Origin of the sequence: Okeania sp. SIO2C9 (assembly GCF_010672455.1) — a bacterium.
Classification (GTDB): domain Bacteria; phylum Cyanobacteriota; class Cyanobacteriia; order Cyanobacteriales; family Microcoleaceae; genus Okeania.
In genome coordinates, this window is sequence record NZ_JAAHGO010000002.1 from 171,592 (window position 1) to 191,657 (window position 20,066).

Genomic DNA, 20,066 nt, shown 5'->3' on the forward strand with positions numbered 1-20,066 from the left:
TTAAATATCTCAAATAGGAGAAAATTCAGTGTCAAAAAAAAGTGGCAAATATATTAGATTATGGTGTTTATTTTTGTTGATAATTATCATCAGTGTCTACGGATTTTTAAGCTGGTATTTTTCCTCAGAAAATAGTGCCAAAAATTATTATGCAGACAAGGCAGGAGTTACTTGGATAATCTTAGGATTATTTTTTGTTGCCCTAATAATTAATGCAATTAATACCTTGAATATCCTTGTTCAATTTAGATATATAAAAAATTTAGAAGGTTTAAATGCAGAAGGTTTATTTAGAGAACATATTAAAAATTTACAGCAAGCTTCTGAAAATAAACTCTCTTTAGAACAAGACTTTTCCCTCAGTCTCATCGAAAATAAACTACTCAGAAAAGAAAGTTGGGTAGGATTATTCTCGAACCTAATGATTACTTTAGGAATGATTGGAACTATTCTTGGTTTAACTACAGCAATGAGCGGTCTTTCTGAAGCCATGAGTAGTTTAGGAGAAAATTTTGATAATACCAACTCTCCACTTATAGGATTGAACGATGCTCTCTCTGGAATGTCTAGTGCAGGATGGCGGAAATAACTGACCAGTTACAAAATCCCAAAACAATTACAAATCAAAAATGATTGACTGTCAGATATGCGTCTTACATTCTGGAGGGGCTGTGTGCGGAATTACTTCCGCACAGTAGGCGCCCCGTAGGACACCTCGCCAATTAGCACTCGATGCATGAATTTTGACTTTTAACTTCCGCGTAGCAGCACTAGTGCATTTGTTACAACTTTAGCTGGAGCTATATTAGGAGGATTTTTTCTGAAAATTATTAGTCATTCAACTACAAATTTGATTGAAGATTTAATCGATAATATTAGACAAAAAACTGAATTGGAAGTCATTCCTTATTTACAAAATCAAATTTGGTCTAGAGAGACAAATAATCTTAATCAAGCTCATCAAAATTTGAGGCATTTTATCAATTCTGCTGTCCAAATTGAAGAATTGTTAAAACAATACACTCTTAGTATGAATGAAGCAGTGGAAAAAATTAATTTTAGAGTCAGTCAAATAGAAGCGCAAACTTCTGTGGAAAAAACAAGAAGTTTAATGAATACACTAAATTCAAATTTGATAAAATCTAGTCAAACAATTGAACGGGTGTTAAATAGATTAGTAGCTGTAGTAACTGCTTTACTGATAGTTGGAATTTTTATTGGTTGGGTTGTTGTGACAAAAATGTAGGAAAAATGATAATAAATAGAAAATATAAAGAAGCTTCAATTTTTGAGTTAATGTCTGACATTTCTTTGTCTTCATTAGGACTTTTGTTGGTGGTTTTTGTGATTTATGCACTGATTTTTAATTCTCGGAGTTCTGTACTAATAAATAAGAGGGATAATTTAGAGAGAGAAGTTTCTAGATTAAATGAAAATAATCAGCAGCTTCAGCAACAGAATTCAGAATTAACTTCAGCAAATTCTCGACTCATGTCTGAAAGAAATGAGGCTATTGAAAATAGTGAAAAGTTTCAGAATCAAGCTAATCGATTAAGGCGAGAATTAAATGCAGTATTAAAACAAAATCAATACACTGGATATTATACTGGTAATTTTACAAGTAAATATTTTTATGGTGGGTGTAACAGTAATAATTTTGAAATAATTGAAGGAGAACAGACAATAGTTTATCTGCCACAATTAAATTTAGTTGTGCATTCTTTGAAATCAAAATATGGTACACTTAATTATCGTTATACTGGTGAAATAAATGGTAATACTTTTACCAGTGACTCTACAGAATATAATCGAACTGAACAAATAGAAGCTTGTGAGGAAAAAAGGTCACTTGTGATTAAATTTGAAGATGATTCTTTAAGACTTTATTATAGGTCTGATGATAATTCTGAACTTGTTGAAGGTTCTATTTTGCAAAAGTTAGAGTAGTTAGTTAGCTTTTTTTCATTAAAAATGATATAGCGTTTCTCAGGGTAATGAGGTACACCTATCTTGATTTCTTTTCCCTGTTCCCTATTCCCTATTCCCGCGCAACAAACGAATGCCTGTACCTCACGCTTTTTGGGAATTGCTATAAAAGATATTAAGCATTGTGAGTAGTAAGCCATCTTGTAGTGCGTTAATGAAATGTAACGCACCGTCTCTAAATATTTCTATTCCCAAATATTTCTATCCCAAGTATTTCGCTCAGTTACGCTTTGCGAATAGACCCTACTGGACTCTGTACTTTTTTTCAATATTTACTCCCTCTTCCTTCTTCCTTCTTCCTTCTTCCTTCTTATTCCTTCCCCAAAATACAATTAGCATCCAAAACAAACAAACTATCATTCTCAAAAACAGTACAAATAGATATAGTTGTTGCCAAAGCAGGAATATATCCTAACTGCAAAAAAGTCACCGCTTCCTGTGCAGATTCATATTGCATTAACCAACTATTATCCTCAATATATTCCGGAGTAAAACTACCACGATGTAACATCCAAAAATCAATTCCATACTTTTGAATAAAATTTTTCACATCTGTTAAATCTGAACTATATTGAGCAACAATTAAATCTATAGTTCGTTGCCTAAATTGACTATAATAACCAACTTGATAAGGAATAGCATATTCCCTACCCAACAAAATAGAACGTTGAGCAAATGTAGGTAATAAATTTGCCTCTTCCTCCAAAGAAGCAATCAGAATATCTTCAGGTTGTGCTTGAAAAAATCTATATAAATCTGTAGCTCTGCCAACTTTATATTTAACCAAAGGAAAACCTTTAACAAAAGCAGGATATAACACCAGAGACACCATAATCAAACCTGTTAAAACTAAAGAAATAATACCCTGAAATTTAACAGGAGACTTTTCTCTATTTTCTGCCCAATTAAACAAAGCATCAATAATTAAAGTCAGAGCGATCGCCGTTGCTAAAGCAATAATTATGCGGAAACTTAATCCTGTATATCTACTCGGAAGATGTAACCGAAAAAGTAAGGCATGAGCAATAAAAAACATTGCCAAAGATGACAATAATAGATGTACCAACAACCAAATTCTATTAGTAACATTTCTGATTAAAGGAAAAGCAGATTTAAAAGTCAATAAAAACGGCAATAATAATCCTGCACATTGAGTCGCTGGAGTAAATAAAGACTTGGGAAACATTCCACTACGTTTGCCAGTTAACCAAAAATCTTTTGGGTGAACGTGAAAAAAAGTACTCCTCCCATTTGGATAAAATTCTCTTAATTTCATTGCTGCTTCTCGACTAATAGCAGGTCCGAATTCTGAAGAACTTAAAGCGTAGGGCAATAAAACAAAAAATGCCGTACTTAAACCAACTCCGCAAAATAGAAAATTCCGTTTTTCTGATGATAATTGAAACCTCCCATTTTTCCAGTAAATTAATTGCAAAATTAGCATCCCAGAAGCAATAAATACATACTGAGGATAAAATAATCCCACCAGAGCGATCGCTATTCCCATTTTGACCAACGAACCTCGGAGTAAATAATATAAAAAAGCCAGAAAAAATGGATAAACAAATGCTCTAGGCGTAGCAGAAGCAACATCATCTTTCATCCAAATAGCCTGATTCATTACCAAAGCAGCAATAAATCCTGCCATTGGAACTGGTAATATCTCTAAACAGATTTGAAAAATATAGTAAGTACAAATTAAACCCAAAATAAAAGGAATAATTTTAGCAAAAATAAAAGGGTTAATTCCTATAATTGCTGCACTTTTATAAAGTAAAGTATATCCTGCTGGAGCTACTGACTGAAAATAATCAGCAATTAAATCATTAGGAAATAAATCTGGATTAAAAAAACGCTGCATCCAAAAAATATGTTGTCTAGCATCATCTTGCACGCTCAGACCACTAGCAAAAGCTTTTTTCAGTGCCATCAAAGCATAAATTGTAGCAAAAGTCATGCTGAGATTAAACCAAAATATAACCCTTTTACGAGATTTTTTATCTATAGGAGCAGTTAAAAAATTATGTATATTTGTCATTAACATATAATCAAAAATTGATTGAATAGGCAGATTTTAACAGATATTTAAAATAATTGTTTATACTATTGGGACTTAAACATTTTATGGTCGAAAAATGGCTGATACTCAGTCTATATAAGGGAATTACGTCAATGCCATAAAAATGCCTAGAACCCTTGTTCATTAATTGATAATTGATAACGGATAATTGATAATTACTTCGGGTTTTAACCGTTACGGAATTGAATATCAGGAAATATTATTTCTTTTCTTGGTCGATTGGATATGGCTCCGAGACCCGCTCTTATCAGAGCCGCTCCGAATGGCGCCATCCCACCCTACGGGAAGCTTTCCTTACGGAATGCTATCGCAAACGCTAACGACAGCTTTTTTCCCTTTAAAAAGGGAGGTTTTAAACCAGAATTATTTAATTATTAATTATTAATTATTCGGTAATTAAGGATTTATTTTTTTTTGACATTAAAGCCTGTGTCTGTATAGATTTGAGACTATTTTATAACTCTATTTTGTATAACTTCCACTATAAAAATTATCATACTGGTAAGTTACAATATTCTGGTTTTCAGAGAACATTATCCTAGGAATTTTAGCAGAATAAAAATACAAAGGCTATACTTTAAAAAGGTTAAAAACGCTATATTATTACCGAAAAATTGTGGTTTAAAGCCTCCCCTTTTAAGGGGATAATAAAAAAAAATAATTATTAGTCAATCCTCTTCTTTTCAAGGAGAGGTAATTATTCATTATTCATTATTAATTATTAATTTTTGAAGGTATTAATTGCTTGATCAAGCTTTTATAAAAAACTAGGTTTGTCTGATTATTGATAGGTATAATTATAATAGTAAAATTCAATTCAAAAAGATTGATTGATTGGAAGATATTACAAATATTATTATGATCAATTTAAAACATTTAAAATCAAAAAAAACCAGCATAATTTCAATTTAAAAAATATATATAAAAATGTAATAAATTTAATTTTTAGCAGTTCTAAATATGTAATAATATTAGTAGCTAAATTCCTTGAATTATTAGTGGTAATTACACATTTTCTAGTCAAAAAAAGCCTATTTGCCCAGCATTCCACAGGAAAAGTCTCTCTGCATAAGGGAATTATGTCAATGCCCTAAAAATGCCTGGAACCCTTGGTAGTCAAAGAATTATACTTTTTGACGTCAAACTCTATACCTGTATATATTTGAGACTATTTTATGACTATACGAGCATGTAATACCAATTCCTAAAAGTAATGCTATACTTAGGTAAAACTTCAGCCATTAAGTAATTAACACAGGTAAAATAATTTTTTTGTTAATTTGAGTCAAGTTAATGTTAATTATTCTTATGTTTACCGAATAATTAATAATTAATAATTAATAATTAAATAATTCGCGCCTTGAAGCCTCCCCTTGGATAGGGGAAAAAAAGCGGTCGAGGGATGGCGAGGAGACCTCGCCATATCCAATCGACCAAGAAAAGAAATAATATCTCCTGATATTCAATTCCGTAACGGTTAAAACCCGAGGTAATTATCAATTATCAATTATCAATTATCCATTATCAATTAATGAATTCTCCTACACTCCCCTACTCCCCTACTCCTCTACTCAAGAAAATGTAGAAAAGTTTTTGAGAAATGGTATAAGTCCCATTACGAAGATACACAAGAAAAATAATTACTTGTTTAGCACTACCTAATTTGTTGATGAAACGCCCTAGTAAAAAATCTGTTGATTATAACTAACGATAACTCGATTAAGTTATATGCAATTTTCCACACCATACTGTATAGCCAACGCCAGGTCTATCATAAAAATTTATTGTGATATAATCAGACTAATAACATTTACTTAATCAGCAGCTTTAAGACCTTTAATGGAGCCACCAATTGAAAGAATACGACTTTCTCAAACAGCCAAAGATCAGTTAACTAAGCTGAAGCGTAATACCAAAATAGACCAATGGAATATTCTTTGTCGTTGGGCATTTTGTTGCTCTTTAGCAGAATCAAGCATTCCCTCTCCAGTACCAACCCCTGCTGATAGTAATTTAGAATTAACATGGAGAATTTTCGGTGGAGAATTTTCTGACATCTTTTTATTGGCTCTAAAGCAACGTTGTTATAATGATCGAATAGGCATAGAAAGGGAAACTTTGGCCACTCAGTTTCGCCTACACTTGCATCGAGGTATTGGATATTTAGCTGGTAACCCAAATATCAAAAGGATAGAAGACTTAATCGTAACTGTGATTCCTTCTCTCGACTAAATTTTAACTCTAAACATTAAATGTTTAGGTATCTCTTGTTATGGAGAGCAACTATGATTTATGTAACTAAATTGTTACATCAAATTGTAAATAAATAATAGAAGTTGAGTCAATCAAGTCATAAACTAAGTTAACTAAGTTAATAGTATAGAAGCATTCTTATCCTAAAGTTTGAGGTACAACAGCTAGGTAGGTTAAATAATAAATATTGGAACAATAAAAAGGAGATATGCAATGATTCAGGCTAACTCTAAAAAGAAATATCTAAATGTCATGGAAGATATGGTAGCACAGGAAGTAAATCGCCAAATTACCTTATTACCTCAAAAGTTAGCGAAATATATTAAGCGAGCTGATGTAGAAACTTATGCACTGAATCGCCTCCCACCCTTATATGCTTCTAGTCAGGAAGGCTGGAAGTTTCAAACAAAAAAAGCAGAAGAAGATTATAGAAAGGAGATTGTGGTAGTAGTACGTCATGCTTTTGCAGCAGTACAAAGAGACTTGTTAAAAAGCTCAACTCCTCTATTTAGAGATGAAACCAAAAAAGTATCCTCCTCAATAACAAAAGCAGGAGGATCTACGGCAGAAAATAAAGAAAGCAGTAAAAATTATAATTGGAAGCATAGTCAGTACTATCGCTTAGGGAGTTCTAGAAAATAAGTATATTTTGAAATGGCTATTACCAACTTAACCATTAGCCATTTAGCCAATTTTTTTCTTAAATTTTTCTAGCAAGATCGAGATAGATAGCTAAAACATTCTTACTTATTGCTTTAATAAAGGAAAAAAATGTCCTACTGGACCTTGACCAAGACCAATTTCTAAAGCATACTCCAAAGCATTTGTGACATAATCCTTCGCCAATTTAACTGCAGAAAATAAATCTTTCCCTTGAGCTAAATTAGCAGCAATAGCTGCCGAGAGAGTACAACCAGTGCCATGAGTATTATTAGTCTCCACCGTAGCAGTCCTTAAAATTTCAAACTGCGCTCCATCAAACCAAACATCTACTCCTAGTAATTCATTCTTCATAGCTCCCCCCTTGACTAAAACTGTTTTTGCTCCTAACCTGTGAATTTCCTGAGCAGCCATCTGCATATCATCTAGGTTGTTAATCTCTAGACCCGTAAAAATCTCTGCCTCATAAATGTTAGGAGTAACAACAGTCGCCTTAGGCAGCAAAACATTCTGTAGAGCTGCCACAGCAAAATCATCAATCAACTGAACACCTGCACGGGAGACCATCACTGGGTCTATCACTAATTTATTTAAATTTAAAGCTTCTATCTCTTCAGCTACGGCCAAGATAATTTCCTGGCTCAATAACATTCCGGTCTTAGTTGCTTGTACGCCTATATCCGTAACAACCACTTGAATTTGTGCTTTTACCGCTTCTGGAGACAAAGCGTCAACCCTATTTACTCCCAAAGTATTTTGAGCAGTAATACAAGTCAAAGCACTCGTACCATGAACACAATGAAAAGCAAAAGTACGCAGGTCTGCCTGAATACCAGCTCCACCACCACTATCAGATCCAGCAATAGTCAAAGCAACAGGAATACTTGATGCCATAAAATTATCCATTATATCAAATTTAGTAGTCAGTAGTCAATAGTCTGTAGTTATTTTTAAATAAATAGAACTTACGCACAAATACTGCATAACATTTATAAACTATAGTTATACCTATAGTGCCACACTATATAAATAAACGTGTTAACCACTAAAGAATACTTAAATTTAGCTCTAACTAAACTACTATTAACTTAATTAACTTAAACCTTTAAATTGCACTGCCGTGCAACCCCAACAGATTTGATATAACAATTAACAGAATTGACCTGGATGTCAATATCAAGAAAATTCCCTTGCTTTAACCATCTATCTATTAGTAGGTGGAGTCCTTCGCCTTTGCAGAAAATCAGGAATATCCAATCCTGGTAATTTTTTATGCTGCTCAGTGCTTTGAGTTGGAGTTGGAGTTGGAGTTGGTATCGACCTTCTTGGCTGTGCTATTTCCTGGGTAGGATTCATTTGTGCTTCTCCACTAAAACCAGTTGCTATGACAGTAATTTTGATTTCTCCCTGCAATTTCTCATCAATTACAGCCCCAAAAATAATATTAGCATTAGGATCGACAACTTCATAGATAGTCTCAGCAGCAGTATTAACTTCATGTAACGTTAAATCAGTTCCACCAGTAATATTAAATACAACCCCTCTAGCTCCTTCCACTGAAGATTCCAGTAAAGGAGAAGAAATGGCCATATTTGCTGCTTCTCTTGCCCTAGACTTCCCAGACCCCATACCAATTCCCATCAATGCGGAACCTGCATCTGCCATAACTGCTCGTACATCGGCAAAGTCAACATTCACCAACCCAGGCACAGTAATAATATCTGAAATTCCCTGTATACCTTGACGTAATATATCATCTGCAATTCTAAAAGCTTCCTGTACCGGAGTTTGTTCATTAATTACAGATAGCAAACGATTATTGGGAATCACGATTAAAGTATCAACTCTACTTTGTAAAGCAGCAACTCCTTCATCAGCTTGAGTAATTCGACGTCTTCCCTCGAAAGTGAAGGGACGCGTCACAATGCCCACTGTCAGAGATCCTGCTTCCTTAGCAATTTCAGCTATAACTGGTGCTGCACCAGTACCAGTGCCACCTCCCATTCCAGCAGTAATAAATACTAAATCGGGGTGGTCTAAAGCATTAGCTATTTCATCCCTAGATTCTTCAGCCGCTTTTTGGCCAATAGCAGGATTACCCCCTGCTCCCAAGCCTCTTGTGAGTTTTTGTCCAAGTTGTAAGCGTTTAGGAGCATTGGACAGAGTTAGAGCTTGGGCATCTGTATTAACTGTCCAGAATTCTATACCAGAGACCTCACTAGCAATCATTCGGTTAACAGCATTGCCGCCACCCCCTCCAACACCTATTACTTTAATTTTTGCTGTATTACTTGGCACAATATCATCACTCCTAAATTCTTCCTCTGGGGTGGCTTTGGGGTCATAACTTGTTTCTCCATAAAGTCCCGAGCTATTGCGAAAGGGATTAGAGACATTTTTTGGTAATGGAAAATTTCCTTGTCCGTGGGACTGGGGACTTTCATTGTTGACCCCTTGTTGATTATTCACTATCATTTTTGGGGATGGTAGATATATAGTATTTTTGACTTTTAATTTAATTTATCATTCATAAACATATAGTTACACAAGACATATCCTTCGGATCGCAGGTATTACCCTGACGCTCGTGAACTATAACACCATGCCAGTTGCTTTAAGTCGGGAGACCCGCAAGGGCGCACTGGAACCTCTATCCCATGGTCAAATACATTTGGGACTGCTTTTCTCATGATATTCAAAGAACCATTAACATCAGCATTAATCAATCTTCTACAACCTGTGCGATACAAACCCCGTTTCACCCTTTTTCCACTGAAAGTTGACTGATTTTTCTCACAATTGTTATAAACAGGAATTACATCATTATCCATAAAACTTGCTTTTGATGTATAAGATTCTTCGGTCAAAATTACCTTAACTCCTACCATTTTTGCTTTATAAGATAAAATTTATATTAAATTAGCATGGGGTATCTGAACAAAATTTTGATTGTTCTTTTTTCCCAAGTTAATCTCCTGTTTCCAGTCCGTATTTTGGCCAATTATCAGAGTTCCTATTTTGTGAGCGACCAGGGTATTAATAATCAAACGAGATGCTTTATGGAAATAATCATTTATTTTAAATTCTCTTTTATTACATAGCTTTTTCAGTCTCTGACTTGATTGATTTTCCTTGAGCAGAGCTTGAAGAATGCCTCTAACTTTGTTATAGTATTGATTGATGGATTTCAACGGTATACCATTTATCAAGAGCGGTTTGATGTCGGCTTGATTAAAAGTTAATGTAGCTAAATTGTTTAATCCAATATCAATACTGGCACAACGATTTTCTTCTAACTCGTATTGTTTTTCGCATTTTTCATAAATGACCTCTATGACATAATGGTTAAGTCTAGGAACGAGACGAACTTGTTTAATTTGTGAAGTAGGTATAATAGTTTTGAGATAAATTCCAGTTTGAGAAGGATGAATTATTCCTTGCTTAAGTTGCTTATTGCTGATGGCTTGTGTAGTATAAACTAGAAGATTTATTCCAATTATTTTATTTTTATATCCAGGAAGACGAGGACGAGATTTAAACTTTGATGGGTTCTGTTTATAAACTTCGTTTGCTGTTAAAAAACTCTTCCAGTTTCTATCTATTATCATCAATATTTGTTGAGATACTTTAGCTGGCATTGCTTGATAGTCTGCTTGAGATTGCAGTATCTCTTGAAGCTGATGATAAGAAAGATAAGTATTTTCAAATATCCAAGACTTACGAACTAAATAATTGGCATAATTATAGATATTTTTAGACAAGAAACATAGTCGGTCAATTTCAGCATAATACCGATGATTTTTCTGAATAATATGTCTCTCAACTAATTTCATAAATTCATGGAGTTAATCTTGACGAGCGGGACTTTAGCCTTGAATTTAAGGCCAATTTCATTATACTATTAAACTTATGGTCGAAAGTTATTAAATTTTGTCAAATATTTAGTAGCTCTTTTGTACAAATCAACGAAGATATTTGACATTATATGACTATATTTATGTATAACTTTTACTATACCTTATTACCAGAATAGCTCTTAGCATAGATTAATGAGTCATATTCTAAAGTATGGTGAAGTTCTCTCTCGTTAAAATCAGATTTGAACATCAATCGACATCTGTTTAATTTACCACAGGCAATTCCCTTCCGGTTAAATCGGAGATTATAGTGGGGGACTCCTTGCCTAATCTTGTTGGATTATAACCCAACCTGCTCAGAATATTTATCAATTTTTCTCTATTGGCAACTTAGCTGATGATTAAGCGTCTTTAATCTAATTTTTCTGTTTTTTTGGAGATTTCAATTTGCAACTTTAAAAATTGGAAAGACATATAATTAAATTTACTTTGGAGTTTTTCTGAAACTAAAGGTAATATTTTAATATACTTTGAAATTATTGTCGATTTAATTCGACTGAATTTTAATTCCTCTAGATTTATTTGGTAATTGGATTAAAGGAGATTCTGGATTTTTCAGATCGATATAGGCAATTCGGCGAGCATCAATTTTATTTGGTAATTCCCGCATTTGGTCTAGAACATTTAATTGTTCGCTAAATCGAGAACTGTACTGTCCTAGATGAACTATTCCCAGTTCAGTTGTTAGAATTAAGTTTCCTGGATCTTGCCAATTAATCTCGAACACTTTAACAGGGCTAAGACTTAGGCTTTGGTATAGCAGATGCCAATATTTACGATACTGTTCAGTAAAACCAATTACTTTTAGAGTAGGTAAAGATTGAGTTCTTTCTAGAGCAGAAAAACTTTCTAGGGGTATCCAGTTCCCTTCGGCATCTAACCACCCCATTTTTTGTGAGTTACCAGCACCTACTTTACTCTTAAATTGAGTAATTGCGACAGGACGTCTTTCTGTAATCTCAATCTTTAAACTCAGAGGAAATAACTGCCGACTAATTTTTGCCCGAGCAATTGGACCGTGAGACTCTAAATTTTTAGCTAGTACTTGTGGTTGAATTTTCCAAAGAGACTGAGGATACTCTAAAGGAATTAGAGATAATATTGCTCGGTCTGAAAGTAATTGATTGCCTTCTACACTTAATTGTTCCTGTTTAGTTATTAGCCAAATTGGCTGAGTAATTGCCCAGAGTAAAGCTCCTGCTAAACCACCAACTGCTAGTATTTGCCATATTATAACTACTAATCTTAATCGTCTTTGACGCAGCAATGTTTGTCGCCGACTTGACAAATCTGATCGAGAAACCGATGCAATACCATTAGCCATTATATTTATTTACTCACTAATTAGTTAATATTTTTTAATGCCACCCTACACAATTATCATTTTGATTTAATCACTTATACAAATATTATTTTAGTTGTGAGATATTTGAGATTTTCAGCAAACAAGTAAAAGTTAAATGATCGCCGATGATTGATAACTTATAGAGATTTATGTAGTTATAAATCATAACTTTTAAATATATAAAAAAAAATCTACACAACACAAGTAGATGTTTTTACTAATTAATCAAATTTTAGATAGAAAAAATATCTAATTGATTTTCTGTTCTGTTTATTTGTATACTCAATTTTCCTATTAACTATCTACTAAGGCTTAAGCACCTAGAGGCTGACGTACCTCTTGCCCATAGCCAAAAAATTCCAGAGAATAACATAGTTAAGTAATATATAATTTAGCCTTTTTTTTGTTATGAGAAAAACTGTGTTAGAAACTCTTGACTTAATTAAATTTTACAAATCTTGTAACCCTAGCAAGACCCTGATAGTAGGACATCCTGAAGATGAAAAATATTACATAGATTTTGCCAGTGTTAGAGGTAGTGACATTATTCGAGAATTAGAAAGAACAATAACACTACTATCTGGAAATCAGCCAACTTGTCAACTATTTACAGGGCACATCGGTTGTGGCAAGTCCACTGAACTATTTCGACTGAAAGATAAACTAGAAAAACAAGGTTATCATGTTGTTTACTTTGAATCCTCTGAAGACTTAGATATGGGGGATGTAGACATTAGTGATATTTTACTGGCGATCGCTCGTCAAGTCAGCGAAAATATGGAGCAAGCTAACATCAAACTCAAACCAGGTTACTTCCAAAAACTATTTACGGAAATATCAGACGTATTACAAACCCCCATCCAACTTTCAGGAGAAGCAGAGGTATCTGTTGGTATTGCTAAAATTACTGCCAAAACAAAAGATTCTCCCAAACTACGTTCTCAATTAAGACAATATCTAGAACCACGAACCAGCACCATTTTAGAATCAATCAATCAAGAACTACTCGGACGAGCTAATATTGAACTTCAACGCAGAGGAAAACAAGGACTTGTAGTAATTGTTGATAACCTAGACCGGGTAGATAATTCACCTAAGTCATGGGGACGTACTCAACCAGAATACTTATTTGTAGACCGAGGAGAACAACTTAAAAAACTAAACTGCCATGTAGTTTACACAATACCCCTGACTTTAATGTTCTCTAATGATTATGGCAGATTATCCAGTAGATTTGGAGTTAAGCCAAAAGTATTACCAATGGTTCCGGTACAAGTCAGGAGCAAAAAACCGACGATGGAACCTAATGATTATGAACCAGGAATGTCATTGTTACAACAAATGGTATTAGCTAGAGCTTTTCCAGAAACGCCATCCCAAGAACGTATAGAATTAGTCCCAAATCTATTTGACACCCCTGAAACCCTCAATCGACTTTGCCGTATTAGTGGGGGTCATATGCGACGACTGTTAATGTTACTCTATAGCTGTCTACAGCAAGAAGATCCTCCTTTCTCCCGTGAATGTTTAGAAAATGTGATTCAGGAATACCGAGACGACCTGATCAGAGCTATTACTTTTGATGAGTGGGAATTGTTATTTAAAGTAGTACAAAATCAAAGAGTTACTGGAGAGGAAGAATGTCAAACTTTACTGCGAAGTATGTTTGTGTTTGAATATCGAGACCGGGATGGTCATTGGTTTGGAATTAATCCGGTTTTGGCAGAAACTAAAAAATATGCTGGTTGGATCAATAGTAATTAGTAAAAAGTTTCATCTTTAGCAGATTTGGTAATAATATTTGGTCAATATGAAAGATTTTAAAAATCTTGAAGAAAGTATCATCTACAATCAGCGATCGTTCAAAAGATTGATGAGGTCTATAACTCTTTCTCAAGCACAATTTTCACTCATTTTAGTTTTCTGTAACTATAAATGTTTACAGGAAAAAATCATGAGACAATTAAGAGAATCATCTTCAGTAGAAATTCAAGAAATAGTATTACCAAAAACTGTCAATACTCTTTACACAACAATTGATAAACAACTAGATGAATCCCCTAAATCATCGGCATTAATAGTCTTTGATTTAGAGAAAGTAGAGGCAATAGATGAACTACTGATATCTACTAATCAGGTGAGGGATGAATTCCGGAAAAAATTTACTTTCCCTTTAGTTTTATGGATAACAGATGAACTGTTAGCTAAACTAATTAAACTAGCACCTGATTTTAAAAGTTGGGCAGCAGCTACAATCAAATTTGAACTAGCAGCTTCTGATTTAATCAATTTACTGAGACTGGAAATAGAAAATTATTGGATAAATGAATCTACTGATGAAAAACAAATAATACCATTATCAACAAATAATGCAATCTCTACTTTGTACGGACGTTGCATGCAACGTCCCTACAATTGTGATATTCAATGCAATTGTTCATATTTTCAGGGATTAGGTAAAAATAAACGTCAAGAAATTGAGTTGGCTCTCAAAGACCTCAAAAATCGTGACCAATATTTAGAACCAATTCTCAAAGCGAATATAGAATTAATTATTGGTCGAGATGACTACTACAATGAAAAGATAGATTCTGCTATTTTTCACTATCAAGAAAGCCTAAATTTATGGGAAAATGAAGTTAGAGAACAATGTTATCTATATCAAGCAAAATCTTCTAGTTTGTCAATTGTTAGCAACAGATTTATTTTAAAAAAACAAGGAATAATTTTATATAATATAGCCTTATGTTACTATCTTAAATCTACTCAAAGTTCTCTACTAAATTTTTCAGAACTAGAACAAGCTAAACTAAAACTTAAACAATCAAAACAGTTATTTGAAAAAGTTAATTGTTTTAGTTTAGTAGCTCAAGTAATTACAACACTAGGGCAAGTTATAGAAAAGAAAAAAGCTTGGGAAGAATTAGAAGCTATTGCCATAGAAGGGCTAAAAATACATCAAGAATATGGAAATGATTTACAAGTAGCACAAGATTACGGTTTTCTTGCAGAAGTTGCTTTACAAAAATCAAATTGGGAACAAGGACTGAAGCTATCTGAAAGAGCGCTTAATACTTTATTTTATGCAACGGATATAACATTACCAACAGAAAAAAATAGATACTTATGTTTACTAGCAAGGAGTCTCAAAAAACTACATCGCCAAAAAGAAGCTATTGAATATCTAGAAATAGCCGAAGTCACAGAAAAAAATGCAATTCAAAATAGTTTAAAAACTCAAAAAGTTAGAGACCCTAAAATTTATTTAGAGATTTTAACAGAATTGCGATCGCTTTATTATGACCAAGGAAAATATCTACAGGCATTTCGCCTCAAAAAAACACAGAGGCAAATTGGTCATCAATATGGACTGATAGCTTTTATTGGTGCATCTCAATTACAACCACAAAAACAAGTTTATCTCAAAGAATCACTGGATTATTATCAAAATTTACCAGAAGAAATAACTGCTTCTAGTAGGCAAAAAGATATTAATCATCTCTTAGAAAGAATTAGTCGAGATGACTACAAATTAACTATTATTCATGGTCGTTCTGGTGTTGGTAAAAGTTCTTTAGTTAATGCTGGATTAGTGCCAGCTTTAAACAATATTAGTATTTCAGCAAGAGATACAATACCAGTAGTAGTACAAGTATATACTGAGTGGCTTGAAACATTAGCAAATTGTTTACAAAAAGCTTTATATAAAAAAGGAAAATTTCTACAGGATCAAAATCTAATAAAACCGGAAATAAATCATTCAGAAAATGAAAAATCAACCTCTACTCTAATTTCAATAAAACCAGGTATAGAAGCAGAAGAAATTACTCCATACTTGCGTTTTATTACCGATAAATTCAAAGCTATAAAATCATCTATTTTAGAAAAATTAAGAAACAATGCAGAGAGGAATTTATTAACAGTAATAATCTTCGATCAATTTGAAGAATTTTTTTTTACTAGCAAAACCAGTGAAGATAGAGAAGCATTCTATACATTTATGCGAGATTGTCTCAATCTGCCCTTTGTAAAAATAATTTTATCAATGAGAGAAGATTATTTACATTATTTATTAGAATGTGACTTTATTAACTATCTAGATGCCATTAACAATAATATTTTAGATAAACAAATTCGTTACCATTTAAGAGATTTTTCTAGAGAAGATGCTTACACTGTCATAGAATGTCTGACAAAAAGAGCTAAATTTAATTTAGAGCCAAAATTAATTGATGTAATTGTTGATAGTTTGGCAGATGAAAGAGAGAAGATTCGTCCCATCGAATTGCAAGTAGTAGGAAGTCAACTACAAGAAGAAAAACCTCCAATTAAAACCTTAGATCAATTTCAGAAAAAATTTGGCATTAATCCACAAAAAGCCAAAGAAAAATTGATCAAAAAATTTTTGGAGCAAGTAATCGTAGATTGTGGGAAGGAAAATGAAGAAACTACTATGCAAATTTTGTTTGCATTGACTAATGATAATTTAACCAGAGCTAGTCGCACTCAAACAGAATTATTAGAAAGAATTGAACAATTTACCAAACAAAATTTACTATCTACATCTAATAATCATTTAGATAAAACTGCCAAAAATCAACTTAATTTCACTGAGAATAAAGAAATTAATCTGCCCGAATTAATTTTAGAAATTTTAATAGACTCAGGATTATTATTTGTCAGAAAAGAATCCCATGAAAAACACTACCAGCTAGTTCATGATTATTTAGTAAAACCAATCCGTCAAAGATTTAATTTAGAAGAGAGATTACTCCAAGCTGAAGTTGAAATTAAGCAAGCAGAAATCGCTAAAAAACAAGCAGAAAGTGAAAAAATAATTAGTCAAACTCAACTAAATATCGCCTTAAAACGACAACTAGCAGTAGCAATTGTAGGAATTATTTCAATGTCACTGTCAACCATCGCCACACTAGGTTTTTGGCAGAGAACAATATTTCAAAAACAGGTAGCAGATGCTCAAAAATATCGAGCAGATATTAATAGCATGACTGCTGCTTCCGAAGCATTATTTTTTTCAGATTATAAATTTGATGCTCTGATAGAAAGTCTCAGAGCAGGTGAAAAATGGACAAATATCAAACAATCATTAGGTGAAAATCATCTTTCAAATGATACCGAATATCGAATTGCAGCTTCCCTACAACAAGCAGTTTATGGAGTCAAAGAATATAATCATTTAGAAGGACATGGTGATGTAGTTTGGAGTGTAACTTTTCAACCTGAAGGTAATTTAATTGCCTCTGCTAGTGTAGATAAAACTATTAAGTTATGGAGACGAGATGGCAAATTAGAAAAGACATTAGAAGGTCATACAGGTAGTGTGAGCAGAATTAGTTTTAGTTCCGATGGAAAATATCTAGCTTCTGCTTCTCACGATCGCACAGTTAAAATATGGAACCTTCAGCAAACAGAAATTAAACCTTTGAACTTGAAAAGTCATAGGGATGAAGTAACAGCAGTCAGCTTCAGTCCAGATAGTAAAATATTAGCATCAGGTTCCCAAGACAAAACAATCAAAATTTGGAGCAAAACAGGAGCATTACTTAGAACAATTAAAACCAAAGCCGCTGTCAATTCCGTTAGTTTTAGCCCAGATGGGCAAGTCGTTGCAGCTGCTAATGCAAATGGCACTGTCAAATTATGGAATCTCAGAGGCAGACTATTGGCAACTTTAAAGCATAGAAATGGCAATCAGAATTATCCAGTCTACAGTGTCAATTTTTCCCCTGATGGTCGCAGCATAGTCACAGGAGGTGGAGACCGAACAATTAAAATTTGGCGCTTTTCTAGAAACAGAGTTATTTTAGAAAGGAAAATTGTCCGGCATAAGCAAGAAGTTCTCAGTGCTAGTTTTTCCCCTGATGGTCAAATAATAGCTTCCTCTAGTGCGGATAATACTATCAAAATTTGGAACCGAGATGGAAGTCTGTTGAAGACTTTTGCTGGTCATGGAGACAAGGTTACTCAGGTTAGTTTTAGCCCCAATGGTCAAACTTTGGCTTCAGCAAGTTATGACAAAACGATTAAATTGTGGAGTCTCAAAAACAGTTCTCTAAAGATTCTTCGAGGACACAAACACAGAGTTCTGGGTGTAAGTTTCAGTCAAGATGGTAATATTTTAGCTTCTGCATCTCAAGATAACACTATTAAACTATGGAGTCGTACAGGTAAGTTACTCAATACTCTTAAGGGACATATAGATAGAGTCGCAAGTGTAAGTTTTAGTCCAGATGGGGAGATTCTAGCTTCTGGTAGTTATGACAATACAGTAAAATTGTGGCATCTTAATTATCCAAAGAAAATCTGGAATTCAGAATTACTTGATTATTCCAGGTATTGGCAACCATACAGTCAAAATAATCAGCTCCTCGATCTCAATAGCGGGAACATTAAATTATATTTAAGCCAACATGGAAAAATCACAGATAATTTTGCTGTTGAGCTTGAATGTTTTGTGAAAGTAGGTGATGTTTGTCTAGTTCCCTTGAGCAAAATTATTTCCTTACTTCCCAAGAATTTTACCCTACTACCACAGTTCAATTTTTTGATAAATCAATCTTTTGAAGAAGGAAACTATATTAGTTTGAGTAATATCACCCCAGGTCGTCAAGCAAGAGTTGCAACCAGACTACAATGTTGTTCAGCGGATATCAGAAATATTTGTGTTGATTGGAATTGGAAGATAAATTATCATTCTGTTTATTCTATCTCTAAGAATATTAATCTTATAGGACATAGTGATAGTGTAATGAGTGTCAGCTTTAGTCCGAACAATCAAATTATTGCTTCTGGTAGTAAAGATAAAACAGTCAAGTTGTGGAACCGCAAAGGCAAATTACTCAAAACTTTAGTTGGTCATAAAAAATGGGTTAATAGTGTTAGTTTTAGTCCCGATGGTAAAATGCTTGCTTCTGCCAGCGATGATGGTACTGTGAAACTCTGGACTCAAGATGGTGAGTTGCTCAGAACTATTCCTGCTCACGATAATTGGGTGTTGGGAGTAAGTTTTAGTCCTGATGGTCAGGCGATAGCTACGGCTAGTTATGATAATATGGTCAAACTCTGGAGTATAAATGGCGAGTTATTGAAAACTTTTTTAAAAGGTTCTAGTGATAGTGTAACCAGCGTTAGTTTTAGTCCTGATGGTCAGGTAATTGCTTCATCTAGTTATGACGGTAAAGTGAAATTATGGGGTCTTAATGATGGGAATTTATTGAAAACTTTGAGCGGTCATAGAGATAGTGTGATGAGTGTTAATTTTAGTCCTGATGGTAAATTGTTAGCTTCAGGTAGCAGAGATAATACTATTATTTTGTGGAATTTGGCATTGGATGATTTGTTAGAGAAAGGTTGTAGTTGGGTGAGTGATTATTTACATACTAATCCTAATGTTTCTGATAGCGATCGTCAGCTATGCCAAGTCAAAAGTCAAAAGTCAAAAGCCTTTTCAATTCAAAAGTCAAAAGTCAAAAGTCAAAAGTAAGAATTTAAAAGTAAGAATTTAAAAGTAAGAATTTAGAATTACCTAAAGCCTTTTCAATTCAAAAGTCAAAAGTCAAAAGTAAGAATTTAAAAGTAAGAATTTAAAAGTAAGAATTTAGAATTTAAAATTTAGAATTACCTGTTTTATAAATGTTTGCTACGAATATGCCAAGTCAAAAGTCAAAAGTAAGAATTTAAAATTTAGAAAAAAATTATCGTGGTCAATCTAAATCAAAGATTCATTCATTAATTGATAATTGATAATTGATAATGGATAATTACCTCTGGTTAAAACCGCTACGGAATTGAATATAAGGAAATA

At 33.4% G+C, this 20,066-nt stretch carries 13 protein-coding genes; 7 read left to right on the forward strand and 6 right to left on the reverse strand.

The features are described 5' to 3' along the window. Nucleotides 1–28: 28 nt before the first annotated feature. The 3 genes from F6K23_RS02065 (at nucleotide 29) to F6K23_RS02075 (ending at nucleotide 1,947) form a co-directional block, all read left to right on the forward strand. Nucleotides 29–589, forward strand: coding sequence for a hypothetical protein (locus F6K23_RS02065; RefSeq protein ID WP_293150036.1), 561 nt, complete (start codon nucleotides 29–31; stop codon nucleotides 587–589). Nucleotides 590–850: 261 nt separating this feature from the next. Further along, entirely contained in the window at nucleotides 851–1,246 is a 396-nt protein-coding gene (locus tag F6K23_RS02070; RefSeq protein WP_293150038.1) for a hypothetical protein, read from the forward strand. 5 nt (nucleotides 1,247–1,251) lie between these two features. Then, nucleotides 1,252–1,947: a hypothetical protein gene (locus tag F6K23_RS02075; RefSeq protein WP_293150040.1), complete on the forward strand. Its 696-nt coding sequence runs from the start codon at nucleotides 1,252–1,254 to the stop codon at nucleotides 1,945–1,947. Between the two features lie 349 nt (nucleotides 1,948–2,296). Here F6K23_RS02075 and F6K23_RS02080 read toward each other — a convergent pair whose 3' ends face one another. Further along, entirely contained in the window at nucleotides 2,297–4,030 is a 1,734-nt protein-coding gene (locus F6K23_RS02080) for a hypothetical protein (protein ID WP_293150042.1), read from the reverse strand. A 1,875-nt stretch (nucleotides 4,031–5,905) separates the two neighbouring features. On the opposite strand from F6K23_RS02080, the gene dndE reads away from it, so the two are divergent. Both dndE and F6K23_RS02090 read left to right on the forward strand, forming a co-directional pair. Further along, nucleotides 5,906–6,298 carry a DNA sulfur modification protein DndE gene (gene dndE, locus F6K23_RS02085; RefSeq protein WP_293150044.1) on the forward strand — a complete coding sequence of 131 codons (393 nt, stop codon included), beginning with the start codon at nucleotides 5,906–5,908 and terminating at the stop codon, nucleotides 6,296–6,298. Nucleotides 6,299–6,532: 234 nt separating this feature from the next. Continuing rightward, the gene (locus F6K23_RS02090; RefSeq protein ID WP_293150046.1) at nucleotides 6,533–6,961 is read left to right on the forward strand and encodes a late competence development ComFB family protein; all 429 of its coding nucleotides are present in this window, start codon (nucleotides 6,533–6,535) and stop codon (nucleotides 6,959–6,961) included. Nucleotides 6,962–7,066: 105 nt separating this feature from the next. On the opposite strand, the gene thiD is transcribed toward F6K23_RS02090, so the two are convergent. The 5 genes from thiD to F6K23_RS02115 form a co-directional block, all read right to left on the reverse strand. After that, nucleotides 7,067–7,873: a bifunctional hydroxymethylpyrimidine kinase/phosphomethylpyrimidine kinase gene (gene thiD, locus F6K23_RS02095; RefSeq protein WP_293150048.1), complete on the reverse strand. Its 807-nt coding sequence runs from the start codon at nucleotides 7,871–7,873 to the stop codon at nucleotides 7,067–7,069. A 309-nt stretch (nucleotides 7,874–8,182) separates the two neighbouring features. Further along, nucleotides 8,183–9,454, reverse strand: a complete 1,272-nt coding sequence (gene ftsZ / locus F6K23_RS02100) for a cell division protein FtsZ (protein WP_293150050.1) — start codon at nucleotides 9,452–9,454, stop codon at nucleotides 8,183–8,185. A gap of 98 nt (nucleotides 9,455–9,552) precedes the next feature. Then, nucleotides 9,553–9,867, reverse strand: coding sequence for a hypothetical protein (locus F6K23_RS02105; RefSeq protein WP_367267580.1), 315 nt, complete (start codon nucleotides 9,865–9,867; stop codon nucleotides 9,553–9,555). A 21-nt stretch (nucleotides 9,868–9,888) separates the two neighbouring features. Further along, nucleotides 9,889–10,812, reverse strand: coding sequence for a transposase (locus F6K23_RS02110; RefSeq protein WP_293150052.1), 924 nt, complete (start codon nucleotides 10,810–10,812; stop codon nucleotides 9,889–9,891). A gap of 571 nt (nucleotides 10,813–11,383) precedes the next feature. Then, on the reverse strand, nucleotides 11,384–12,220 hold the full coding sequence (locus F6K23_RS02115; protein WP_293150054.1) for a cell division protein FtsQ/DivIB: 837 nt from the start codon (nucleotides 12,218–12,220) through the stop codon (nucleotides 11,384–11,386). Nucleotides 12,221–12,649: 429 nt separating this feature from the next. Between F6K23_RS02115 and F6K23_RS02120 the strand changes: the two genes are divergently transcribed. Further along, the gene (locus F6K23_RS02120) at nucleotides 12,650–14,005 is read left to right on the forward strand and encodes an ATP-binding protein (RefSeq protein WP_375340723.1); all 1,356 of its coding nucleotides are present in this window, start codon (nucleotides 12,650–12,652) and stop codon (nucleotides 14,003–14,005) included. Between the two features lie 46 nt (nucleotides 14,006–14,051). Continuing rightward, entirely contained in the window at nucleotides 14,052–19,745 is a 5,694-nt protein-coding gene (locus F6K23_RS02125; protein WP_293150058.1) for a hypothetical protein, read from the forward strand. The last annotated feature ends 321 nt before the right edge of the window (nucleotides 19,746–20,066 follow it).

What these genes read in the sequence shown, in the direction of transcription:
- F6K23_RS02075 (WP_293150040.1), top strand. Translation starts at nt 1,252, where the DNA reads ATGATAATAAATAGAAAATATAAAGAAGCTTCAATTTTTGAGTTAATG.
- F6K23_RS02080 (WP_293150042.1), bottom strand. Translation starts at nt 4,030, where the DNA reads ATGTTAATGACAAATATACATAATTTTTTAACTGCTCCTATAGATAAA.
- dndE (WP_293150044.1), top strand. Translation starts at nt 5,906, where the DNA reads ATGGAGCCACCAATTGAAAGAATACGACTTTCTCAAACAGCCAAAGAT.
- F6K23_RS02090 (WP_293150046.1), top strand. Translation starts at nt 6,533, where the DNA reads ATGATTCAGGCTAACTCTAAAAAGAAATATCTAAATGTCATGGAAGAT.
- thiD (WP_293150048.1), bottom strand. Translation starts at nt 7,873, where the DNA reads ATGGCATCAAGTATTCCTGTTGCTTTGACTATTGCTGGATCTGATAGT.
- ftsZ (WP_293150050.1), bottom strand. Translation starts at nt 9,454, where the DNA reads ATGATAGTGAATAATCAACAAGGGGTCAACAATGAAAGTCCCCAGTCC.
- F6K23_RS02105 (WP_367267580.1), bottom strand. Translation starts at nt 9,867, where the DNA reads ATGGTAGGAGTTAAGGTAATTTTGACCGAAGAATCTTATACATCAAAA.
- F6K23_RS02110 (WP_293150052.1), bottom strand. Translation starts at nt 10,812, where the DNA reads ATGAAATTAGTTGAGAGACATATTATTCAGAAAAATCATCGGTATTAT.
- F6K23_RS02115 (WP_293150054.1), bottom strand. Translation starts at nt 12,220, where the DNA reads ATGGCTAATGGTATTGCATCGGTTTCTCGATCAGATTTGTCAAGTCGG.
- F6K23_RS02120 (WP_375340723.1), top strand. Translation starts at nt 12,650, where the DNA reads ATGAGAAAAACTGTGTTAGAAACTCTTGACTTAATTAAATTTTACAAA.
- F6K23_RS02125 (WP_293150058.1), top strand. Translation starts at nt 14,052, where the DNA reads ATGAAAGATTTTAAAAATCTTGAAGAAAGTATCATCTACAATCAGCGA.